The 15,488-nt window shown below is 74.2% G+C and carries 15 protein-coding genes and 1 pseudogene; 11 read left to right on the top strand and 5 right to left on the bottom strand.

Annotated features, from left to right (window positions below; genetic code table 11):
• Positions 1-68: 68 nt before the first annotated feature.
• Both KPL60_RS15485 and KPL60_RS15480 read right to left on the bottom strand, forming a co-directional pair.
• On the bottom strand, positions 69-986 hold the full coding sequence (locus KPL60_RS15485) for an MOSC domain-containing protein (RefSeq protein WP_226366260.1): 918 nt from the start codon (positions 984-986) through the stop codon (positions 69-71).
• A gap of 144 nt (positions 987-1,130) precedes the next feature.
• Positions 1,131-1,781, bottom strand: coding sequence for an HAD hydrolase-like protein (locus KPL60_RS15480; RefSeq protein ID WP_226366259.1), 651 nt, complete (start codon positions 1,779-1,781; stop codon positions 1,131-1,133).
• 74 nt (positions 1,782-1,855) lie between these two features.
• Here KPL60_RS15480 and KPL60_RS15475 point away from each other — a divergent pair, with 74 nt between their 5' ends.
• The 6 genes and pseudogenes from KPL60_RS15475 (at position 1,856) to KPL60_RS15450 (ending at position 8,415) form a co-directional block, all read left to right on the top strand.
• On the top strand, positions 1,856-3,007 hold the full coding sequence (locus KPL60_RS15475; RefSeq protein ID WP_226366258.1) for a lyase family protein: 1,152 nt from the start codon (positions 1,856-1,858) through the stop codon (positions 3,005-3,007).
• The gene (locus tag KPL60_RS15470; protein ID WP_226357835.1) at positions 3,004-3,807 is read left to right on the top strand and encodes an IclR family transcriptional regulator C-terminal domain-containing protein; all 804 of its coding nucleotides are present in this window, start codon (positions 3,004-3,006) and stop codon (positions 3,805-3,807) included. The genes KPL60_RS15475 and KPL60_RS15470 overlap by 4 nt, the downstream gene beginning before the upstream one ends.
• A gap of 67 nt (positions 3,808-3,874) precedes the next feature.
• On the top strand, positions 3,875-5,011 hold the full coding sequence (locus KPL60_RS15465; RefSeq protein ID WP_226357834.1) for an LLM class flavin-dependent oxidoreductase: 1,137 nt from the start codon (positions 3,875-3,877) through the stop codon (positions 5,009-5,011).
• Between the two features lie 16 nt (positions 5,012-5,027).
• Positions 5,028-6,089, top strand: a pseudogene (locus KPL60_RS15460) (winged helix DNA-binding domain-containing protein).
• Between the two features lie 14 nt (positions 6,090-6,103).
• The gene (locus KPL60_RS15455) at positions 6,104-6,970 is read left to right on the top strand and encodes a PaaI family thioesterase (RefSeq protein ID WP_226366257.1); all 867 of its coding nucleotides are present in this window, start codon (positions 6,104-6,106) and stop codon (positions 6,968-6,970) included.
• Between the two features lie 59 nt (positions 6,971-7,029).
• Positions 7,030-8,415, top strand: coding sequence for an FAD-dependent oxidoreductase (locus KPL60_RS15450; protein ID WP_226366256.1), 1,386 nt, complete (start codon positions 7,030-7,032; stop codon positions 8,413-8,415).
• Positions 8,416-8,445: 30 nt separating this feature from the next.
• Here the strand turns inward: KPL60_RS15450 and KPL60_RS15445 are convergent, their stop codons facing one another.
• Positions 8,446-8,757: a hypothetical protein gene (locus tag KPL60_RS15445; protein WP_062396096.1), complete on the bottom strand. Its 312-nt coding sequence runs from the start codon at positions 8,755-8,757 to the stop codon at positions 8,446-8,448.
• Between the two features lie 309 nt (positions 8,758-9,066).
• On the opposite strand from KPL60_RS15445, the gene KPL60_RS15440 reads away from it, so the two are divergent.
• Positions 9,067-9,345, top strand: a complete 279-nt coding sequence (locus KPL60_RS15440; RefSeq protein WP_060711495.1) for an Lrp/AsnC family transcriptional regulator — start codon at positions 9,067-9,069, stop codon at positions 9,343-9,345.
• Positions 9,346-9,360: 15 nt separating this feature from the next.
• Here KPL60_RS15440 and trpD read toward each other — a convergent pair whose 3' ends face one another.
• Entirely contained in the window at positions 9,361-10,404 is a 1,044-nt protein-coding gene (trpD, locus tag KPL60_RS15435) for an anthranilate phosphoribosyltransferase (RefSeq protein ID WP_226366255.1), read from the bottom strand.
• Positions 10,405-10,427: 23 nt separating this feature from the next.
• Positions 10,428-10,823, bottom strand: a complete 396-nt coding sequence (locus KPL60_RS15430) for a response regulator (protein ID WP_020625131.1) — start codon at positions 10,821-10,823, stop codon at positions 10,428-10,430.
• A 249-nt stretch (positions 10,824-11,072) separates the two neighbouring features.
• On the opposite strand from KPL60_RS15430, the gene KPL60_RS15425 reads away from it, so the two are divergent.
• The 4 genes from KPL60_RS15425 (at position 11,073) to KPL60_RS15410 (ending at position 15,460) form a co-directional block, all read left to right on the top strand.
• A complete protein-coding gene (locus tag KPL60_RS15425; protein WP_062396094.1) occupies positions 11,073-11,684 on the top strand; it encodes a heme-copper oxidase subunit III in 612 nt (203 codons plus the stop codon).
• Between the two features lie 64 nt (positions 11,685-11,748).
• Positions 11,749-12,615: a c-type cytochrome gene (locus KPL60_RS15420; RefSeq protein WP_374203908.1), complete on the top strand. Its 867-nt coding sequence runs from the start codon at positions 11,749-11,751 to the stop codon at positions 12,613-12,615.
• On the top strand, positions 12,612-13,748 hold the full coding sequence (locus KPL60_RS15415; protein ID WP_226357827.1) for a ubiquinol-cytochrome c reductase iron-sulfur subunit: 1,137 nt from the start codon (positions 12,612-12,614) through the stop codon (positions 13,746-13,748). Before KPL60_RS15420 ends, KPL60_RS15415 begins: the two co-directional genes overlap by 4 nt.
• On the top strand, positions 13,745-15,460 hold the full coding sequence (locus KPL60_RS15410) for a ubiquinol-cytochrome c reductase cytochrome b subunit (RefSeq protein WP_226357826.1): 1,716 nt from the start codon (positions 13,745-13,747) through the stop codon (positions 15,458-15,460). Before KPL60_RS15415 ends, KPL60_RS15410 begins: the two co-directional genes overlap by 4 nt.
• Positions 15,461-15,488: the final 28 nt, after the last annotated feature.

The following is a 15,488-nucleotide window of genomic DNA, read 5'->3' as shown; positions in this document are numbered from 1 at the left end:
TCAGCCCAGCCCGCGGCGACGCCGGGGGTGCGGCGTCCGTGCGGAGGGCCGGGCCGGGCGGGTGGTGGTCAGGCCGGGGCGGGGGCGGTGTGCGGGTCCCCGACGGCGATCTCCCCGCCCGCGGCGACCTCGGCGTACACGCCCGCACAGGCCCAGACCCCGCCGACCTGCGGGATCTCGATGCGGTTGTTCTTCGCGATCGTGCGCAGGGTGTCCGGGTCGTTAGGCAGGTCGCCCTGGGCGAGCGTCGTCATGACGCACCGCATGGTGGCGAAGGAGAAGGTGACGCGGGCCTCGTCGCCGATCGTCGACGTGCTGCCCGGCCAGTCGTTCTCGACGAAGCCGGGGCCGCCGTCGGGGGAGGAGTCGGCGCGGAGCACGATGTTCGGCCGGTAGCGCAGCGGGTCGAAGGTCGCCTCCGGCGCGAGCTCACGGAGCCGGTCGAGGGTGGACTCGGTGAGGACGTGCAGCGACGACAGGTCGAAGAACGTGCCCGGCGCCCCGAACGCGGAGATGTCGAACCGGCTGATGACCTCGCCGGAGTCCTCGTGCCGGGTCGTCGTGTCCTCGATGAGCTTGCGCGGCGCGAGCTGCTGCGGGGTGAGGCCCTCGATGTCGGGCCACAGCTCCTCGAAGTAGCTGCCCTCCGGCGGCACCGAGATCAGCGACACGTCCCGGCCGAGCGCGGCGGACAGCGCGGTGTCCAGGCCCTCGTCGTCGCTGCGCAGGACCGAGCCGTCCGGGAAGGTGATCTCGACCGGCGGCAGCGGCTCCCCGGTCACCGGCTCGGCGACGAACCGGGCCGAGAAGCTGAGCAGACCGAGCCAGCGCTTGGGCACCTTGGCGCTGGCGATGCTCCCGGTCTCCGTGTCGAGCACCGCGTAGGCGCGGTCGCCCAGCAGTCCTCGTTCGGTGATGGTGGCCCGGGTCAGGGACTCCCCGAGCATCGACTTGACCGGATAGCGGTAGAGCGCGGCGACCGTCATGTCCGGTGTATATCGGCCCGTCCGTTCGACGCGCACGGCCCGAACGGACGGGCCCGCGGGAGCGCTCCTCAGCTGAGGACACGACCCCTGCCGACGGCCGCAGATGCGCGGCCGTCGGTGCCCGGTTCACCCGGACGTCGCAGCTCAGTGGCCGAGCAGTGCCGCCCGCAGCTCGTCGGCGGAGGCGTACACCGTCGTGGCGCCCGCGGCCTCCAGCTCGCCCGGCTCGGCGTAGCCCCAGCCCGCCCCGACGCAGCGCAGGCCGTGCTCGGCGGCGCCCTCGACGTCGTGCAGCCGGTCGCCGACCATCAGCGGCTCGTCCGCACCCGAGGGCGACCCGAGCCGGCGCAGCGCCTCGGCGACGACGGCGCCCTTGGTCGGCCGGTCCGCGGCGCGGGTGTCGCCGACGATCTCGGTGAACAGGTCGGTCCAGCCGTGGTGGGCGAGGATCTTGCGCGCCGAGGTCTCGCCCTTGCTGGTGGCCAGGGCCATCGTCACGCCGGCCGCGGACAGGGCACGCAGCAGGTCCGGGACGCCGGGGTAGGGCGTGCAGTCCAGGCAGCCGTCCTCGTCGCCGTAGAAGCGCCGGTACACCGGCAGCACGGCGGCGGTGCCCTCGTCGCCGAGGATCGGGGGCAGGCTGCGGTAGAGCGGCGGGCCGAGCAGGTGCGTGCCGAGCGCGGACTCGGGGACGTCCAGGCCCACCTCGTCGATCGCGCGGCGCATCGAGCCGAGGATGCCGGGGGCGGAGTCGACGAGGGTGCCGTCGAGGTCGAGCAGGATGTGGGTCAGCACGTCGGGTCATTCTGCCTCCCGGGTGACCCGGCCGTCCCTTCTCCCCGACGGTCGCAGGTCGTACGCTTGTACGCATGGCGAACACACTGCTCGGGCCGCTGTCCGGCACCGACCGGGTCGACGGCCTGCTCGACGACGGCGCGTGGATCGCCGCCCTGCTGGAGGTCGAGCTGGCGCTGTCGGCGGTCGCCGCCGAGCAGGGCGCGGTCACCGAGCACGACGCCGACGCGGTGGAACGCGCCGTCGCCGCCGTCGCGGGCGTCGACCCGCACGCGCTGGCCGCCGAGTCGGTCGAGGGCGGCAACCCGGTGATCCCGCTGGTCAAGCGGCTCAAGGCGGCCGCGGCGCGGATCCAGCCCGGTGCCGAGCGGGCGGTGCATCCGGGCGCCACCAGCCAGGACGTCATGGACACCGCGCTGATGCTGCTCACCCGCCGGGCCGGGCACCGCGTCGTCGCCGACCTCACCGCCTGCGCCGACGCCGCGGCCGCGCTCGCCGCCACCCACCGCGACACCCCGTGCGCCGCCCGCACCCTCGGCCAGCAGGCGCTGCCCACCACCTTCGGCCTGGTCGCCGGCACCTGGTGCACCGGGCTGGACCGGGCCCGCACCGGCCTCGACCGGGTGCTCACCGCGCTGCCGGTCTCCTACGGCGGCGCCGCGGGCACCCTCGCGGCCGTCCACCCGCACGGCCCGGCCGTCGCCGACGCGCTGGCCGCGCGGCTCGGGCTCGCCCCGCAGGGCGTGCCGTGGCACACCGAACGCAGCCGCATCGGCGAGCTCGCCGGGGCGCTCGGCGTCGCCGCCGGGGCCTGCGCCAAACCCGCGGGCGACGTCGTGCTGCTGTCCGCCACCGAGCTCGGCGAGGTGTCGGAGTCCGCGCCGGGGGACTCGTCGTCGATGCCGCACAAGCGCAACCCGGCCGCGGCCGTCACCGCCCGTGGCGCCGCGAAGCGCGCCCCCGGCCTGGTCGCGACGCTGCTCGCCGGCGCCGAGCAGGAGTTCCAGCGTGCCGCCGGGGCCTGGCACGCGGAGTGGGAGACGCTCGTCGCGCTGCTGCGGGTCACCGCGGGCGCCGCGGCCCGGCTGCGGGTGAGCCTGGAGGGGCTGCAGGTGCACCCCGAGGCGATGGCCCGCAACCTCGACCTCGCCGCGGGCGCCCAGGGCCACGGCACCGGGCACGCCGCCGACCTGGTCGACACCGTCCTCGCCGGACGGCCGGCGTGAGCACCCCGGAGGACGTGGGCGCCCCGCGCACCGAGCAGGTCCGCTCGCTGGCCCGCGGGCTGGCCGTCATCCGGTCCTTCGACGCGCAGCGCCCGCAGCAGACCCTCGCCGACGTCGCCCGTGCCACCGGGCTCACCCGCGCCGCGGCCCGCCGGTTCCTGCTCACCCTGGCCGAGGAGGGCTACGTCCGCACCGACGGCAGGCTGTTCACCCTCACCCCGCGGGTGCTGGAGCTCGGCTGGTCCTACCTGTCCGCGATGGGCCTGCCCGAGATCGCGGCCCCGCACCTGGAGCGCCTGGTCGCCACGGTGCGCGAGTCCGCGTCGGTGTCGGTCCTCGACGGCGACCCGCACACCGGCTACGACGTCGTCTACGTCGCCCGCGTCCCCACCTCGCGGATCATGACCGTCACCATCACCATCGGGACCCGCTTCCCGGCCTGGGCGACGTCGATGGGCCGCGTCCTGCTCGCCGCGCTCCCGCCCGCCACCCTCGACTCCTACCTCGGCGCGCTGGAGCCGGCGGCGCTGACCGCGCACACCGTCTCGACCCCGGAGCAGCTGCGCACCGAGCTGGACCGGGTCCGCACCGACGGGCACTGCGTCGTCGACCAGGAGCTGGAGGCCGGGCTGCGCTCGGTCGCGGTGCCCGTCCACGACCGAGCCGGGCGGGTCGTCGCGGCCGCGAACGTCTCCACCCACGCCTCCCGCAACGACGCCGACGGCCTGCGCGCCGACATCCTGCCCGAGCTGCGCGCCTGCGCCGCCGCGATCGAGGCGGACCTGCGCGCCGCCGGGTAGCCGGGAACAGACCGCGCCCGCGGCGGGTTGGCCCTCCCAGGAGCTGATCTCGAGCGACGGAGGCACGGTGAGCGGACGTCTGCACCTGGCGGTCGAACTCGGAGCGGCGGGGCGCCACCCCGGCGCGTGGCGGCTCGGCGGCGCCGACCCGGCCCGGCTGTTCACCGCCCCGTACCACCTGGACCTGGTCCGCACCGCGGCGCGCGGCGGCCTCGACCTCGTCGCGCTGCCCGACTCGCTGCGGCCGCCCGGTGCCGACCCGGCCGCACTGCCCGGCACCCTCGACGCCGTCGCCGTCGCCGCGCGGGTCGCGCCCGCCGTCCCCGGCATCGGGGTCGTGCCGACGGTGACGGTCACCCACACCGAGCCGTTCCACCTGTCCAAGGCCGTCGCCACCCTGGACTTCGTGTCCACCGGGCGGGCCGGCTGGCAGCCCGACGTGTCGCGCACGCAGGCCGAGGCCGACCTGTTCGGCCGTGCGCGCGCCGACCGCGACGCGGCCTCCCTCTGGCGGGAGGCCGGCGAGGCCATCGAGGTCGCCGCCCGGCTGTGGGACTCCTGGGAGGACGACGCCGAGATCCGCGACGCCGCCACCGGACGCTTCGTCGACCGCGACCGGCTCCACCACATCGACTTCACCGGCGAGTTCTTCTCCGTGACCGGTCCGTCGATCACACCGCGCCCGCCGCAGGGGCAGCCCCTGACCGTGCTGCGCGGCGACGAGACCGAGGCGCTGGCGACCGTCGGCCGCTACGCCGACGTCGTCCGGGTCGCGGCCGACACGGTCGCCGGAGCCGCCGAGGCCCGGGACCGGGTCCGTGCCGCCGTCGCCGACGCCGGGCGCGACCCCGAGCAGGTCACCGTGCTGCTCGACGTCGAGACCCTGCTGGGCGACGACGCCGCCGCGCGGCTGCGCGAGCTCGACGCACTCGCCCCCGCCGACGCCGACCCCGCCCCGGCGACGCTGCGCCACGTCGGCGACCCGGCCGCGCTCGCGGCCCTGCTGCGCGACGCCGCCGAGGAGCGCGCCGCCGACGGGTTCGTGCTGGTCCCGCTGGCGCTGCCGTCCGGGGTGGACGAGATCGTCGACGGCCTGCTGCCCGCACTCGGCGACGCCTGGACGCCCGCCCCCTACGACGGCACCCTGCGCGACCGCTTCGGGCTCGCCCGCCCCGCGGACCGGTACACCCGGACGGCGGGCTGACCGGCACACTCGCCGGGTGCGCGTCCTCACCGCCGACGACCGGCTGCGGGCCCTGCTCGCCCGCCAGCTCCTCACCGGGCGCGCCGCCCTGAGGGTGCCGCGCGCCCTGGAACGCATCGGCGGGCTGCAGACCCAGCACGCCCCGTCGGGCTACCTCGGGCTGTGGTCGCGGCTGACCGGCTTCGAGCGGGCCACGCTGACCGCGATGCTGCACGACGGACGCGTCGTACAGGCCTGGGCGATGCGCTCGACCATCCACATGCTCAGCCGCCGCGACCACCCGGTGTTCACCGCCGCCGTCCGCGCCGAGCAGCGCGCGGACTGACTGCGGCTGCTCCGCGACGTCACCGACGCCGACATGACCGCCGCCGCACGCGTCGTCGGCGGGCTGCTGGCCGACGGGCCGCGCCGGCACGCCGAGATCACCGCCGCACTCGCCGACGCGGGCCTGCCCGCGGGTGTCTTCCCCGGCGTGCAGCACTGGGTCGGGCTCGTGCGGGTCCCGCCCGCCGGTACCTGGGCGACCCCGCGCGCCCACGTCCACGGCCTCGCCGCGCCCGGCCCGGAGCCCGATCCCGCCGCGGCACGGGCCACGCTGGCCCGCCGCTACCTGCGGGCCTTCGGGCCCGCGTCCGCGCCGGACGTCGCGCGGTTCGCCGGCTGGCCGGTCGGCGTCGCCCGTGCCGCCCTGGCGGGACAGGACCTGCGCCCGTTCGCCGCCGAGGACGGCACCGCGCTGCTCGACGTGCCGCGCGCCCCGCTGCCCGGGCCCGGCACCCCGCTGCCGGTGCGCTTCCTCGGCCCCTACGACGCGGTGCTGCTGCTCGGGCACGCCGCGGCCACCGGGATCGTGCCCGCCGAGCACCGCCATCACGTGTTCGCCACGACCCGGCCCCGCTCGGCGCCGGTGTTCCTGCTGCACGGCCGGGTCGCCGGCACCTGGGAGCACCGCGACGGCCGCGTCGTCACCACCCCGTTCACCCCGCTCGACGCCGCCGACCGGCGCGCCGTCGACGACGAGGCCGAGCTGCTCACCGCCTGGTACCGGGACCCGGGGCCGGGAGCGCCCCCGGCGTGACGCACGATGGGATCATGACCGGCACGACGCAGCCGCAGCCGACCAGGCCCGGACCGGGCACCCGGGAGCGGCTGCGGCGCGCGCCGGTCGAGTCCGGTCTCGGGATGGCCCCCGACCCGTCGTCGACGCCGGAGCGCGTGGTGGTGCGCGCCCCGCTGCACGACGGTGTCCGCACCGCCGACGGCCGGGTCCTCCCGGTCCTCCCGGCGCTGCTGGCCGACGCGGGCCTCGGCTACCTCGTGTTCTCCACCGCGCGGCTCACCGCCGGCGCGCCCACCGTCGACCTGCGCCTGGACGTGGCCGGGGTGCCCGCACCGGACGCGCGGTGGCTGCGCGCCGAGCTGACGCTGCTGCACCTCGACGACGAGGTCGGCGTCGGCCGGGCCGAGATGCGCGACGACACCGGGGTCGCCGTCGCGCACGTCGTCGCCACCTTCGCGCTGACCGGTGCCCCCGCGGGCCCCGGCGGGCTCGCGACCGCGCCCGCGACGGGGACCACCACCGCCGCCGGCACCGACGTCCGGGCCGCGCTGCCGCCGTTCGACGCCACCCGGCTGCGGCCGGAGCACCTCGAGCGCGACGCCGACGGCGACGTCGTGTTCACCCCCGGCCCGTCGACGACGAACCTCAACGGCACCACCCACGGCGCGGTCCTGTCCGGGCTCGCCGCCGCGGCCCAGTCCGCGCACCCCGGCGCCGCGGACGCCCGGCCGCTGTCGACGACGGTGGAGTTCCTGCGCCCGGTGCAGGTCACCGACCGGCTGCGGGCCCGCACCGTCGCGATCCGCGACGGCCGCCGCTTCCGCACCCTGGGCACGGAGCTGCTGCTGCCCGACGGGCGGACCGCGGTGCGCGCCGTCGGCACCGCGCTGCGCCGATGATCGCCCGGACGGGTCATCGCTGTTAGCGTCGTCACCGTCCCCGGCTCGGAGGTGCGCACGTGTCGACCCCGCAGGTCCCCGCCCCACGACCCCACCGGATCGCCGTCATCGGGTCCGGACCGTCCGGCCTGTACACGGCCGAGGCGCTGCTGGCGGGTGACCCGTCGGTGCACGTCGACGTGATCGACCGGCTGCCCGCGCCCTACGGTCTGGTCCGCTACGGCGTCGCCCCCGACCACGTGAAGATGAAGTCGGTCATCCGGGCCCTGGTGAAGACCTTCGACGACAGCGACCGCGTCCGGTTCCTCGGCAACGTCCACGTCGGCCCCGGCGGCATCCCGGGGGAGGCGCTGCGGGAGCACTACCACGCCGTCGTGCACGCGACGGGCAGCGCGGTCGACCGCGACCTCGGCGTCCCGGGGGAGGACCTCGCGGGCTCGGTCGGGTCCGGCGCGTTCGTGTCCTGGTACTGCGGGCACCCCGACGCGGTCGGTCCCGGCCCGCTGCTCGACCGCCCCGGCGTGGTCGTGGTCGGCGCGGGGAACGTCGCCGTCGACGTCGCGCGGGTCCTGGCCCGCCCCGCCGACGACCTCGCCGCCACCGACGCGCACGACGCGGTGCTCGACGCGCTGCGGGAGAGCGCGGTCACCGACGTGCACGTACTGGTCCGGCGCGACCCGCTGCACGTGAAGTTCACCCCCGCCGAGCTGCGCGGTCTCGGCGGCCTCGACGACGTCGACGTCGTGGTGCACGACGACGGCCTGCTCGCCGCGGGCGTCGCCGAGCCGGAGGAACGCCGGATGCGCCAGAACATCGAGATGCTCACCGAGTGGGCCGGCCGGTCCTCCACCGGCGCGCCCCGGCGGATCCACCTGCGGTTCCTGCGGTCCCCGGTCCGCCTCGTCGACGACGGCACCGGCCGGGTCGGCGCCGTCGAGATCGAACGCAACGCCCTCGGCGACGACGGCCGCGTGCGCGGCACGGGGGAGCGGGAGACCCTGGAGGCGGGCCTGGTCGTGCGGGCCATCGGCTACGCGGGCGAGCCCATCGAGGGCCTGCCGTTCGACGCGGCCACCGGCACCGTCCCGCACGAGGCCGGACGGGTGCTGCTCGGCGGGGAGCCGGTGCGCGGCAGCTACGTGGCCGGGTGGATCAAGCGGGGCCCGACCGGGGTGATCGGCACCAACAAGGGCGACGGCGCGCAGACCGCGGAGTCGGTGCTGGCCGACCTGCCGGCCCTGGCGACGCCGCCGCGGCCGGGTGGCGACGCCGTCGTGGAGCGGATGCGCTCCTACGGCGTCGACCCCGTGCTGTGGGAGGACTGGCTGCGTCTCGACGCCGCTGAGCTCGCACTGGGGGAGCGGCGCGGCGGCACCGACCGCGTCAAGATCGCCGACCGGGCGGAGATGCTCGACGCCGCCCGCAGCCGCAGCTCACGGTCGTAGCGGCCCGGTCCCGCGCGGCCGCCGTGCGGCTCAGTATGGGTCGACCGCCATGACGCAGGACATCGCGCCCATGCCGCGGGAGAAGTCGTCGGCCTCGTCGGGGGTCATCGACATGGTGCAGGTGACCGAGCTGTAGGCGACGCCCTCACGGACGTCGACGCAGAACTCGCGCAGCGTGCGGCCGCAGCTCTGCAGCGCCGAGGCGATCTGCATGACCCCGGCCATCCCGTCGCCGGTGACGACGGTGTGCCGGCGGGGCATCCGGGACGCGATGTCCGCGGCGCCACCGGAACCGGTGGGGAAGGAGAAGGTGGTGGTGGGACGGTCGGCGGTGATGCTCATGATGATGTGGCTCCATGCGTTGCGCGAGAGAGAAGCGGGAACGCGAGCCAGGTCTCGTAGATCCTCACCGCGGTGTGCGGGAGGGAAGCGCCGGGATTGCGGCGCGGGCGCGTCGGCGGCCTGGATCAGCCGACGCGCAGTGCTACTACCGCGAGAAGTCGTGCGGGCAGCGCTGCGGCCGGAGCAAGGGTGTGCTCGACGGTGCGCATGACGATCACAGTAGCAACCGGATGCGGCCTGCGCCACAGGGGATGCCCCCACTAGCCTCATCGGTGTCCGCCACGCCCTGACCCGAGGGGGAGCCCCACCGTGATCACCGCGATCGTCCTGGTGCACACCGCCGCCGACCGGATCCCCGAGACCGCGCAGGCCATCGCGGACCTCGACGGCGTGTCGGAGGTCTACTCCTGCGCCGGTGACGTGGACCTGATCGCGATCGTCAAGGTGCGCGAGCACGAGCAGCTCGCCGACGTGATCGCCAGCCGGCTCAGCCGGATCGACGGCGTCGTCGGGACCGACACCCACATCGCGTTCCGGTCCTACTCCAAGGCCGACACCGACGCCGCGTTCGCCATCGGGCTCGACTGAGCCCGGCCCCGCGGGTCAGGCCGACGCGAGCTCGGTCGAGAGCGCGGCCCAGCGGGCCAGCAGGTCCGCGGCCGCACCGGAGTCCACCGCCTCGGCGACGGCGTCGAGCGCCGCCCCGACCGACGCGGTGAGGTCCGGGCCCACCCCGCGGTGCGCGGCGAGCGCCCCGGCGGCGTTGAGCAGCACCGCGTCGCGCACCGGACCGGTCTTGCCGGCCACCAGGTCGCGGACGACGGCGGCGTTGACCTGCCGGGTGCCGCCGCGCAGGTCCTCGGCGGTGGCCACGCCGACCCCGAGGTCGGCCGGGTCGAGCCGCTCCTCGCGGACGGTGCCGCCGTCGCTGATCCAGACGGTGCTGCGCCCGGTGGTGGTGAGCTCGTCGAGCCCGTCGTCGCCGCGCACCACCAGTACCGACTTGCCGCGCCGGGCGAAGACCTCGGCCATCGTCGCGGCGTGCCGGGGGTCGGCGCAGCCGATCAGGCCGGTCTCCGGCTGGGCCGGGTTGGACAGCGGCCCGAGCAGGTTCATCGCGGTCGGGACGCCGAGCTCGCGACGGACCCCGCCGGCGTAGCGCATGGCGGGGTGGAAGGACTGCGCGAAGCAGAACGCGATCCCCAGCTCCGCGGCGCACCGCTCGACCGCGGACGGGGTCAGCTCGATCGCGACACCCAGCTCCTCCAGCACGTCGGCCGTCCCGCACTGCGACGACGCCGCGCGCCCGCCGTGCTTGACCACCGGCGCACCCGCCGCCGCGACGACGACCGCCGCCATCGTGGAGATGTTCACCGTGTGCGCCTGGTCCCCGCCGGTGCCGACGACGTCGACCGAGCGGCCGGGCACGTGCACCCGCAGCGCGTGGGCGAGCATCGCGTCGGCCATGCCCGAGATCTCCGCGGGCGTCTCGCCCTTCGCGCGCAGCGCCACGAGGAACCCGGCGAGCTGCGCCGGGGTCGCCTCGCCGGCGAAGACCTGACCCATCGCCCAGGTCGCCTCGTCGGCGGTGACGTCCTCGCCGCGCATCAGGCGGCCGATCACGGAGGGCCAGGTGGGTGCGCTCACGACGTGAGGTGTCCTCTGTCTCGCTACTGCTGCTGGGTCAGGGTGCCGGGCCGGTGGTCGCGCAGGACCTGCGCGACGACCTCGGCCGCCTCGATCGGGTCGAGCGGGTGCACGAGCACGGCGTCCGCCTCCGACCAGGTGGCGAGCCAGCGGTCGTCCCGGCGGCGGACGGTCAGCACGATCGGGGGGCAGTCGACGATCTCGTGACGCAGCTGCTTGGCCACGCCCATCCCGCCGGTCGGCTGCGCCTCGCCGTCGAGGACCAGCAGGTCGGCCTCGCCGGCGTCGCAGGCCGCGAGGACCTCGGCGATGCCGGCCGCCTCCACCCAGCGCACCCGGCCCACGTCCGGCGCGGGCCGCCGCCCGACCGCCTCGATGATGCTCTCGCGGACCTCGGGACGGTGGCTGTAGACCAGCACCGTGCTGGTCCCCGTCACCGATCCGGCCGCGCTGCCGATCTCTGCCGCTCGTCCGCTCACGCCGGGGATACTAGGGGAACCCTCCGTCGCCCCCGAACGTTGTCGTGTCGGCGGTCCGGGACGGGGCCGTCCGGCGGCCGTTCGGTCGCCCCGACCAGGCGAAGAGTTCGGTGATCATGGGGTCCGTTCGCCGATCGTGATGTGGCGAGGGGTATCCCGACAAGCCGTAGAAGTTCGGCTCGGGTCATAATGCCCGACGTGACGACAGCGGCACCCAACATCAGCGCGCGGATCCATTCGCTGAACCGCCCCAACCTGGTCAGCATCGGCACCATCGTCTGGCTCTCCAGCGAGCTGATGTTCTTCGCCGGGCTGTTCGCGATGTACTTCACCGCGCGGGCGCAGAACGACGGCCCCTGGCCGCCGCCGCCCACCGAGCTCGACGTCCCCTACGCGCTCGCGATCACGATCGTGCTCGTGGCGTCCTCGTTCACCTGCCAGTTCGGCGTGTTCGCCGCCGAGCGTGGTGACGTGTTCGGCCTGCGTCGCTGGTACGCCCTGACGCTGGCGATGGGGACGTTCTTCGTGCTCGGCCAGGCCTTCGAGTACTACACCCTGGTCACCTCGCACGAGACGACGATCGCGTCGAGCGCCTACGGGTCGGTCTTCTACCTGGCGACCGGCTTCCACGGGCTGCACGTGGTCGGCGGCCTGGTCGCGTTCGTGTACCTGATCATCCGCACGAAGCTCAGCAAGTTCACGCCCGCCCAGGCCACCGCGGCGATCGTGGTGTCGTACTACTGGCACTTCGTCGACGTGGTGTGGATCGGGCTGTTCGCCACGATCTACTTCATCCGCTGACCGATCGCGCCGCCCGTTCCCTGACAGCACCCGCCACGACGTCGAGGTTGGAAGACCCCCAGCGATGACCGAGAACCAGAACCCACCACCGGCCGCACGGCCGGACGAGAAGGCCGGGGGCCGCACCCGTCCGCACGGCAAGATGAAGCGCCGCATCGCCGGCGCCCTCGCCATCGGGCTGGGCCTGCTGTCCGTCGGTTTCCTCTACGCCGCCTTCGCGCCGCAGCCGCAGGTCGCCCAGGCGCAGCAGGACACCGCGCTGATCGCCAAGGGCGAGCAGCTCTACAACAACACCTGCATCACCTGCCACGGTGCGAACCTGCAGGGCGTCCAGGACCGCGGCCCGAGCCTCATCGGCGTCGGTGACGCGGCGGTCTACTTCCAGGTGTCCTCGGGCCGTATGCCGATGGCGCGCCAGGAGGCCCAGGCGGCCCGCAAGCACCCGCTGCCGATCTTCGACCCGGAGACCCAGGAGGGCCGGGCGAACCTCGAGGCGCTGGGCGCGTTCGTGCAGGCCAACGGCGGCGGGCCGGTCACCCCGGCCGCGACCGGCGAGGCCCTGCGCGGCGACGACCCGGGCCGCGGCGGCGTGCTGTACCGCCTGAACTGCGCCTCGTGCCACAACTTCACCGGTGTCGGCGGCGCGCTGTCGTCCGGCAAGTACGCTCCCGCGCTCGAGCCGGCCAGCGAGGAGCAGATCTACACCGCGATGCAGACCGGTCCGCAGAACATGCCGCGCTTCTCCGACCAGCAGCTCACGCCGCAGGAGAAGCAGGACATCATCGCGTACATCAAGTCGGTGAACCACGCCAACGACCCGGGCGGCTACTCGCTGCTGGGTCTCGGTCCGACGGCCGAGGGTGTCTTCATCTTCGCCGTCGTGATGTCCGGTCTGGTCGGGTTCGCCATCTGGTTGGGGGCGAAGAGTTGAGCAGCGAAGTCAGCACCGGGTCGGACCGTCGTCCGACCAAGGAGGAGCTCGACGCGATGTCGCCCGAGCAGCTGGCCCGTCTGGCCGGCGAGCTCGACGAGGTCGAGGTCGTGCACAACACGCCGGCGTTCCCGATCCCGGGGACCCGCGCGGAGAAGCGCGCCGAGCGTTCGGTCGCGCTGTGGTTCGTCATCTCGGCGATCTCCATGATCGCCTTCGTGGTCGCGTTCATCGCGTGGCCGTGGGAGTACGTCAACGTCGGCGAGCCCGGCCACGCGCTCTACAACCTCTACACCCCGGTCATCGGCTTCACCTTCGGGTTCTCGGTGCTCTCCATCGGCATCGCGGTCATCCAGATGGTGAAGAAGCTGTTCCCGGAGGAGACCTCGGTCCAGCAGCGCCACGACGGCCCGTCCACCGACGTCGACCGCGCCACCTTCCTGGCCCAGGTCGCCGACGCCGGCAAGGGCACCACGATCGGGCGTCGCAAGCTGATCATCCGCAGCGCCGGTCTGGCCGCGGCGGTGGCCGGTATCGGCACCGGTGTCGTCGCGCTCGGCGGCATCATCCGGAACCCGTGGGCCGAGGGCGACGACTCCCCGCTGTGGCACACCGGCTGGCGTCCGGAGAACGGCGAGACGGTGTACCTGCGCACCGACACGGGTATCCTCTCCGAGATCGCCCGAGTGCGACCCGAGGACATGGAGCCGGGTGCGATGATGACCGTCTTCCCGTACCGCGAGAGCGAGCGGGGCAACGAGGAAGAGCTGCTGCACGCGCAGCGCGCCTCGGACGCGCCGGTCATGCTCATCCGTCTCCGCCCCGGGACCGAGGTCACCAAGCGCCCCGGTCAGGAGAACTTCAACTACGGTGACTTCTACGCCTGGTCGAAGGTCTGTACCCACCTCGGGTGCCCGACCTCGCTGTTCCAGGCGCAGGACAACCGCATTCTCTGCCCGTGCCACCAGTCGCAGTTCCTGGCCACGCAGGACGCCGAGCCCGTCTTCGGGCCGGCCGCCCGGCCGTTGCCGCAGCTGCCGATCACGGTGAACGAGGAGGGCTACTTCGTCGCCCGCAGCGACTTCGTGGAGCCCGTCGGACCCGCGTTCTGGGAGAGGCCGAAGACGACATGAGTTCGATCACGACACCCACCACCTCCTCGGGTGGCCTCGCGGCCAAGGGCGGCGCGGCACTCGACCAGGCGGACCAGCGTTACCACGCGGCGGCGGGGCTCCGGAAGCAGTTCAACAAGGTCTTCCCGACCCACTGGTCGTTCATGCTGGGCGAGATCGCCCTGTACAGCTTCATCATCGTGCTGCTGTCGGGCACCTACCTGGCGCTGTTCTTCGACCCCTCCATGCAGGAGGTCGTCTACAACGGGCCGTACGACCCGCTGCGCGGCGTCCACATGTCGCGGGCCTACGAGTCCGCGCTGGAGATCTCGCTCGAGGTCCGCGGCGGCCTGTTCATGCGTCAGCTGCACCACTGGGCGGCGCTGCTCTTCGTCGCGGCGATGATCATCCACATGTTCCGGGTGTTCTTCACCGGCGCGTTCCGCAAGCCGCGTGAGGCCAACTGGACCATCGGCGTCGTCCTGATCCTGCTGGGCACCTTCGCCGGCTTCACCGGCTACTCCCTGCCGGACGACCTGCTCTCGGGCGTCGGGCTGCGGATCGCCTCGGGCATCACGCTGACCGTGCCGATCATGGGCACCTGGGTGCACTGGGCGCTGTTCGGCGGCGAGTTCCCCGGGACCGAGATCATCCCGCGGCTCTACATCATCCACGTGCTGATCCTGCCCGGCATCATCCTCGCGCTGATCGCCGTGCACCTCGGCCTGGTCTGGTACCAGAAGCACACCCAGTTCCCCGGCCCCGGCCGGACCGAGAACAACGTCGTCGGCGTGCGGATCATGCCGCAGTTCGCGGCGAAGGGCGGCGCGTTCTTCTTCGTCGTCGCCGGTGTGCTGACGCTGATCTCGGGCCTGTTCCAGATGAACCCCATCTGGCACCTCGGGCCGTACGACGCCTCGCACATCTCCGCCGGGTCGCAGCCGGACTTCTACATGCTGTGGTCGGAGGGCATGGGCCGGATCTTCCCGCCGTGGGAGTTCTACCTGTTCGGGACGTACACGATCCCGGCGGCGTTCATCCCCACCGCGGGCTTCCTGCCGGTGCTGTTCGTGCTCGCCGGGGCCTACCCGGCCATCGAACGGCGCTTCACCGGGGACGACGCGCTGCACAACCTGCTGCAGCGTCCGCGCGACGTCCCGGTCCGGACCGCGCTCGGCGCCATGGCGATCTCGTTCTACCTGTGGCTCGTGATGTGCGGGTTCAACGACTGGATCTCGTACTTCTTCCACATCTCGCTGAACGCGACCACGTGGGCCGGCCGCATCGGTCTGCTCGTCGTGCCGCCGATCGTGTACTGGGTGGCCTACCGCTGGTGCATCGGTCTGCAGCGGTCGGACCGCGCGGTGCTGGAGCACGGCATCGAGACGGGCATCATCAAGCGGCTGCCGCACGGTGAGTTCATCGAGGTGCACCAGCCGCTGGGCGGCGTCGACTCGCACGGTCACGCCATCCCGCTGGAGTACCAGGGCGCCTCGGTGCCCAAGCGGATGAACCAGCTCGGCCTGGCGGGTGAGCCGGTCTCCGGTTCGCTGCTCACGCCGGACCCGGCCGAGGAGTCCCGTGCGCTGGCCGTGGCCCGCCACGAGGCCCATGAGCGGGAGCTCGAGGAGTCCCGCCGGCGTCACGAGGCGCGGGCGGAGCTCGAGTCCCGCAGTGGTGAGCTCGCGGGCCGCCCGGACGACGGTGGTCGTCCGCAGCAGCCGCGCGACTGAGCACGGCCCGGGCCCCGGCCCGGAAGCA

Origin of the sequence: Pseudonocardia sp. ICBG162, from assembly GCF_020496225.1 — a bacterium.
GTDB lineage: Bacteria > Actinomycetota > Actinomycetes > Mycobacteriales > Pseudonocardiaceae > Pseudonocardia > Pseudonocardia alni.
This window is presented reverse-complemented; position numbering and strand designations above follow the sequence as displayed.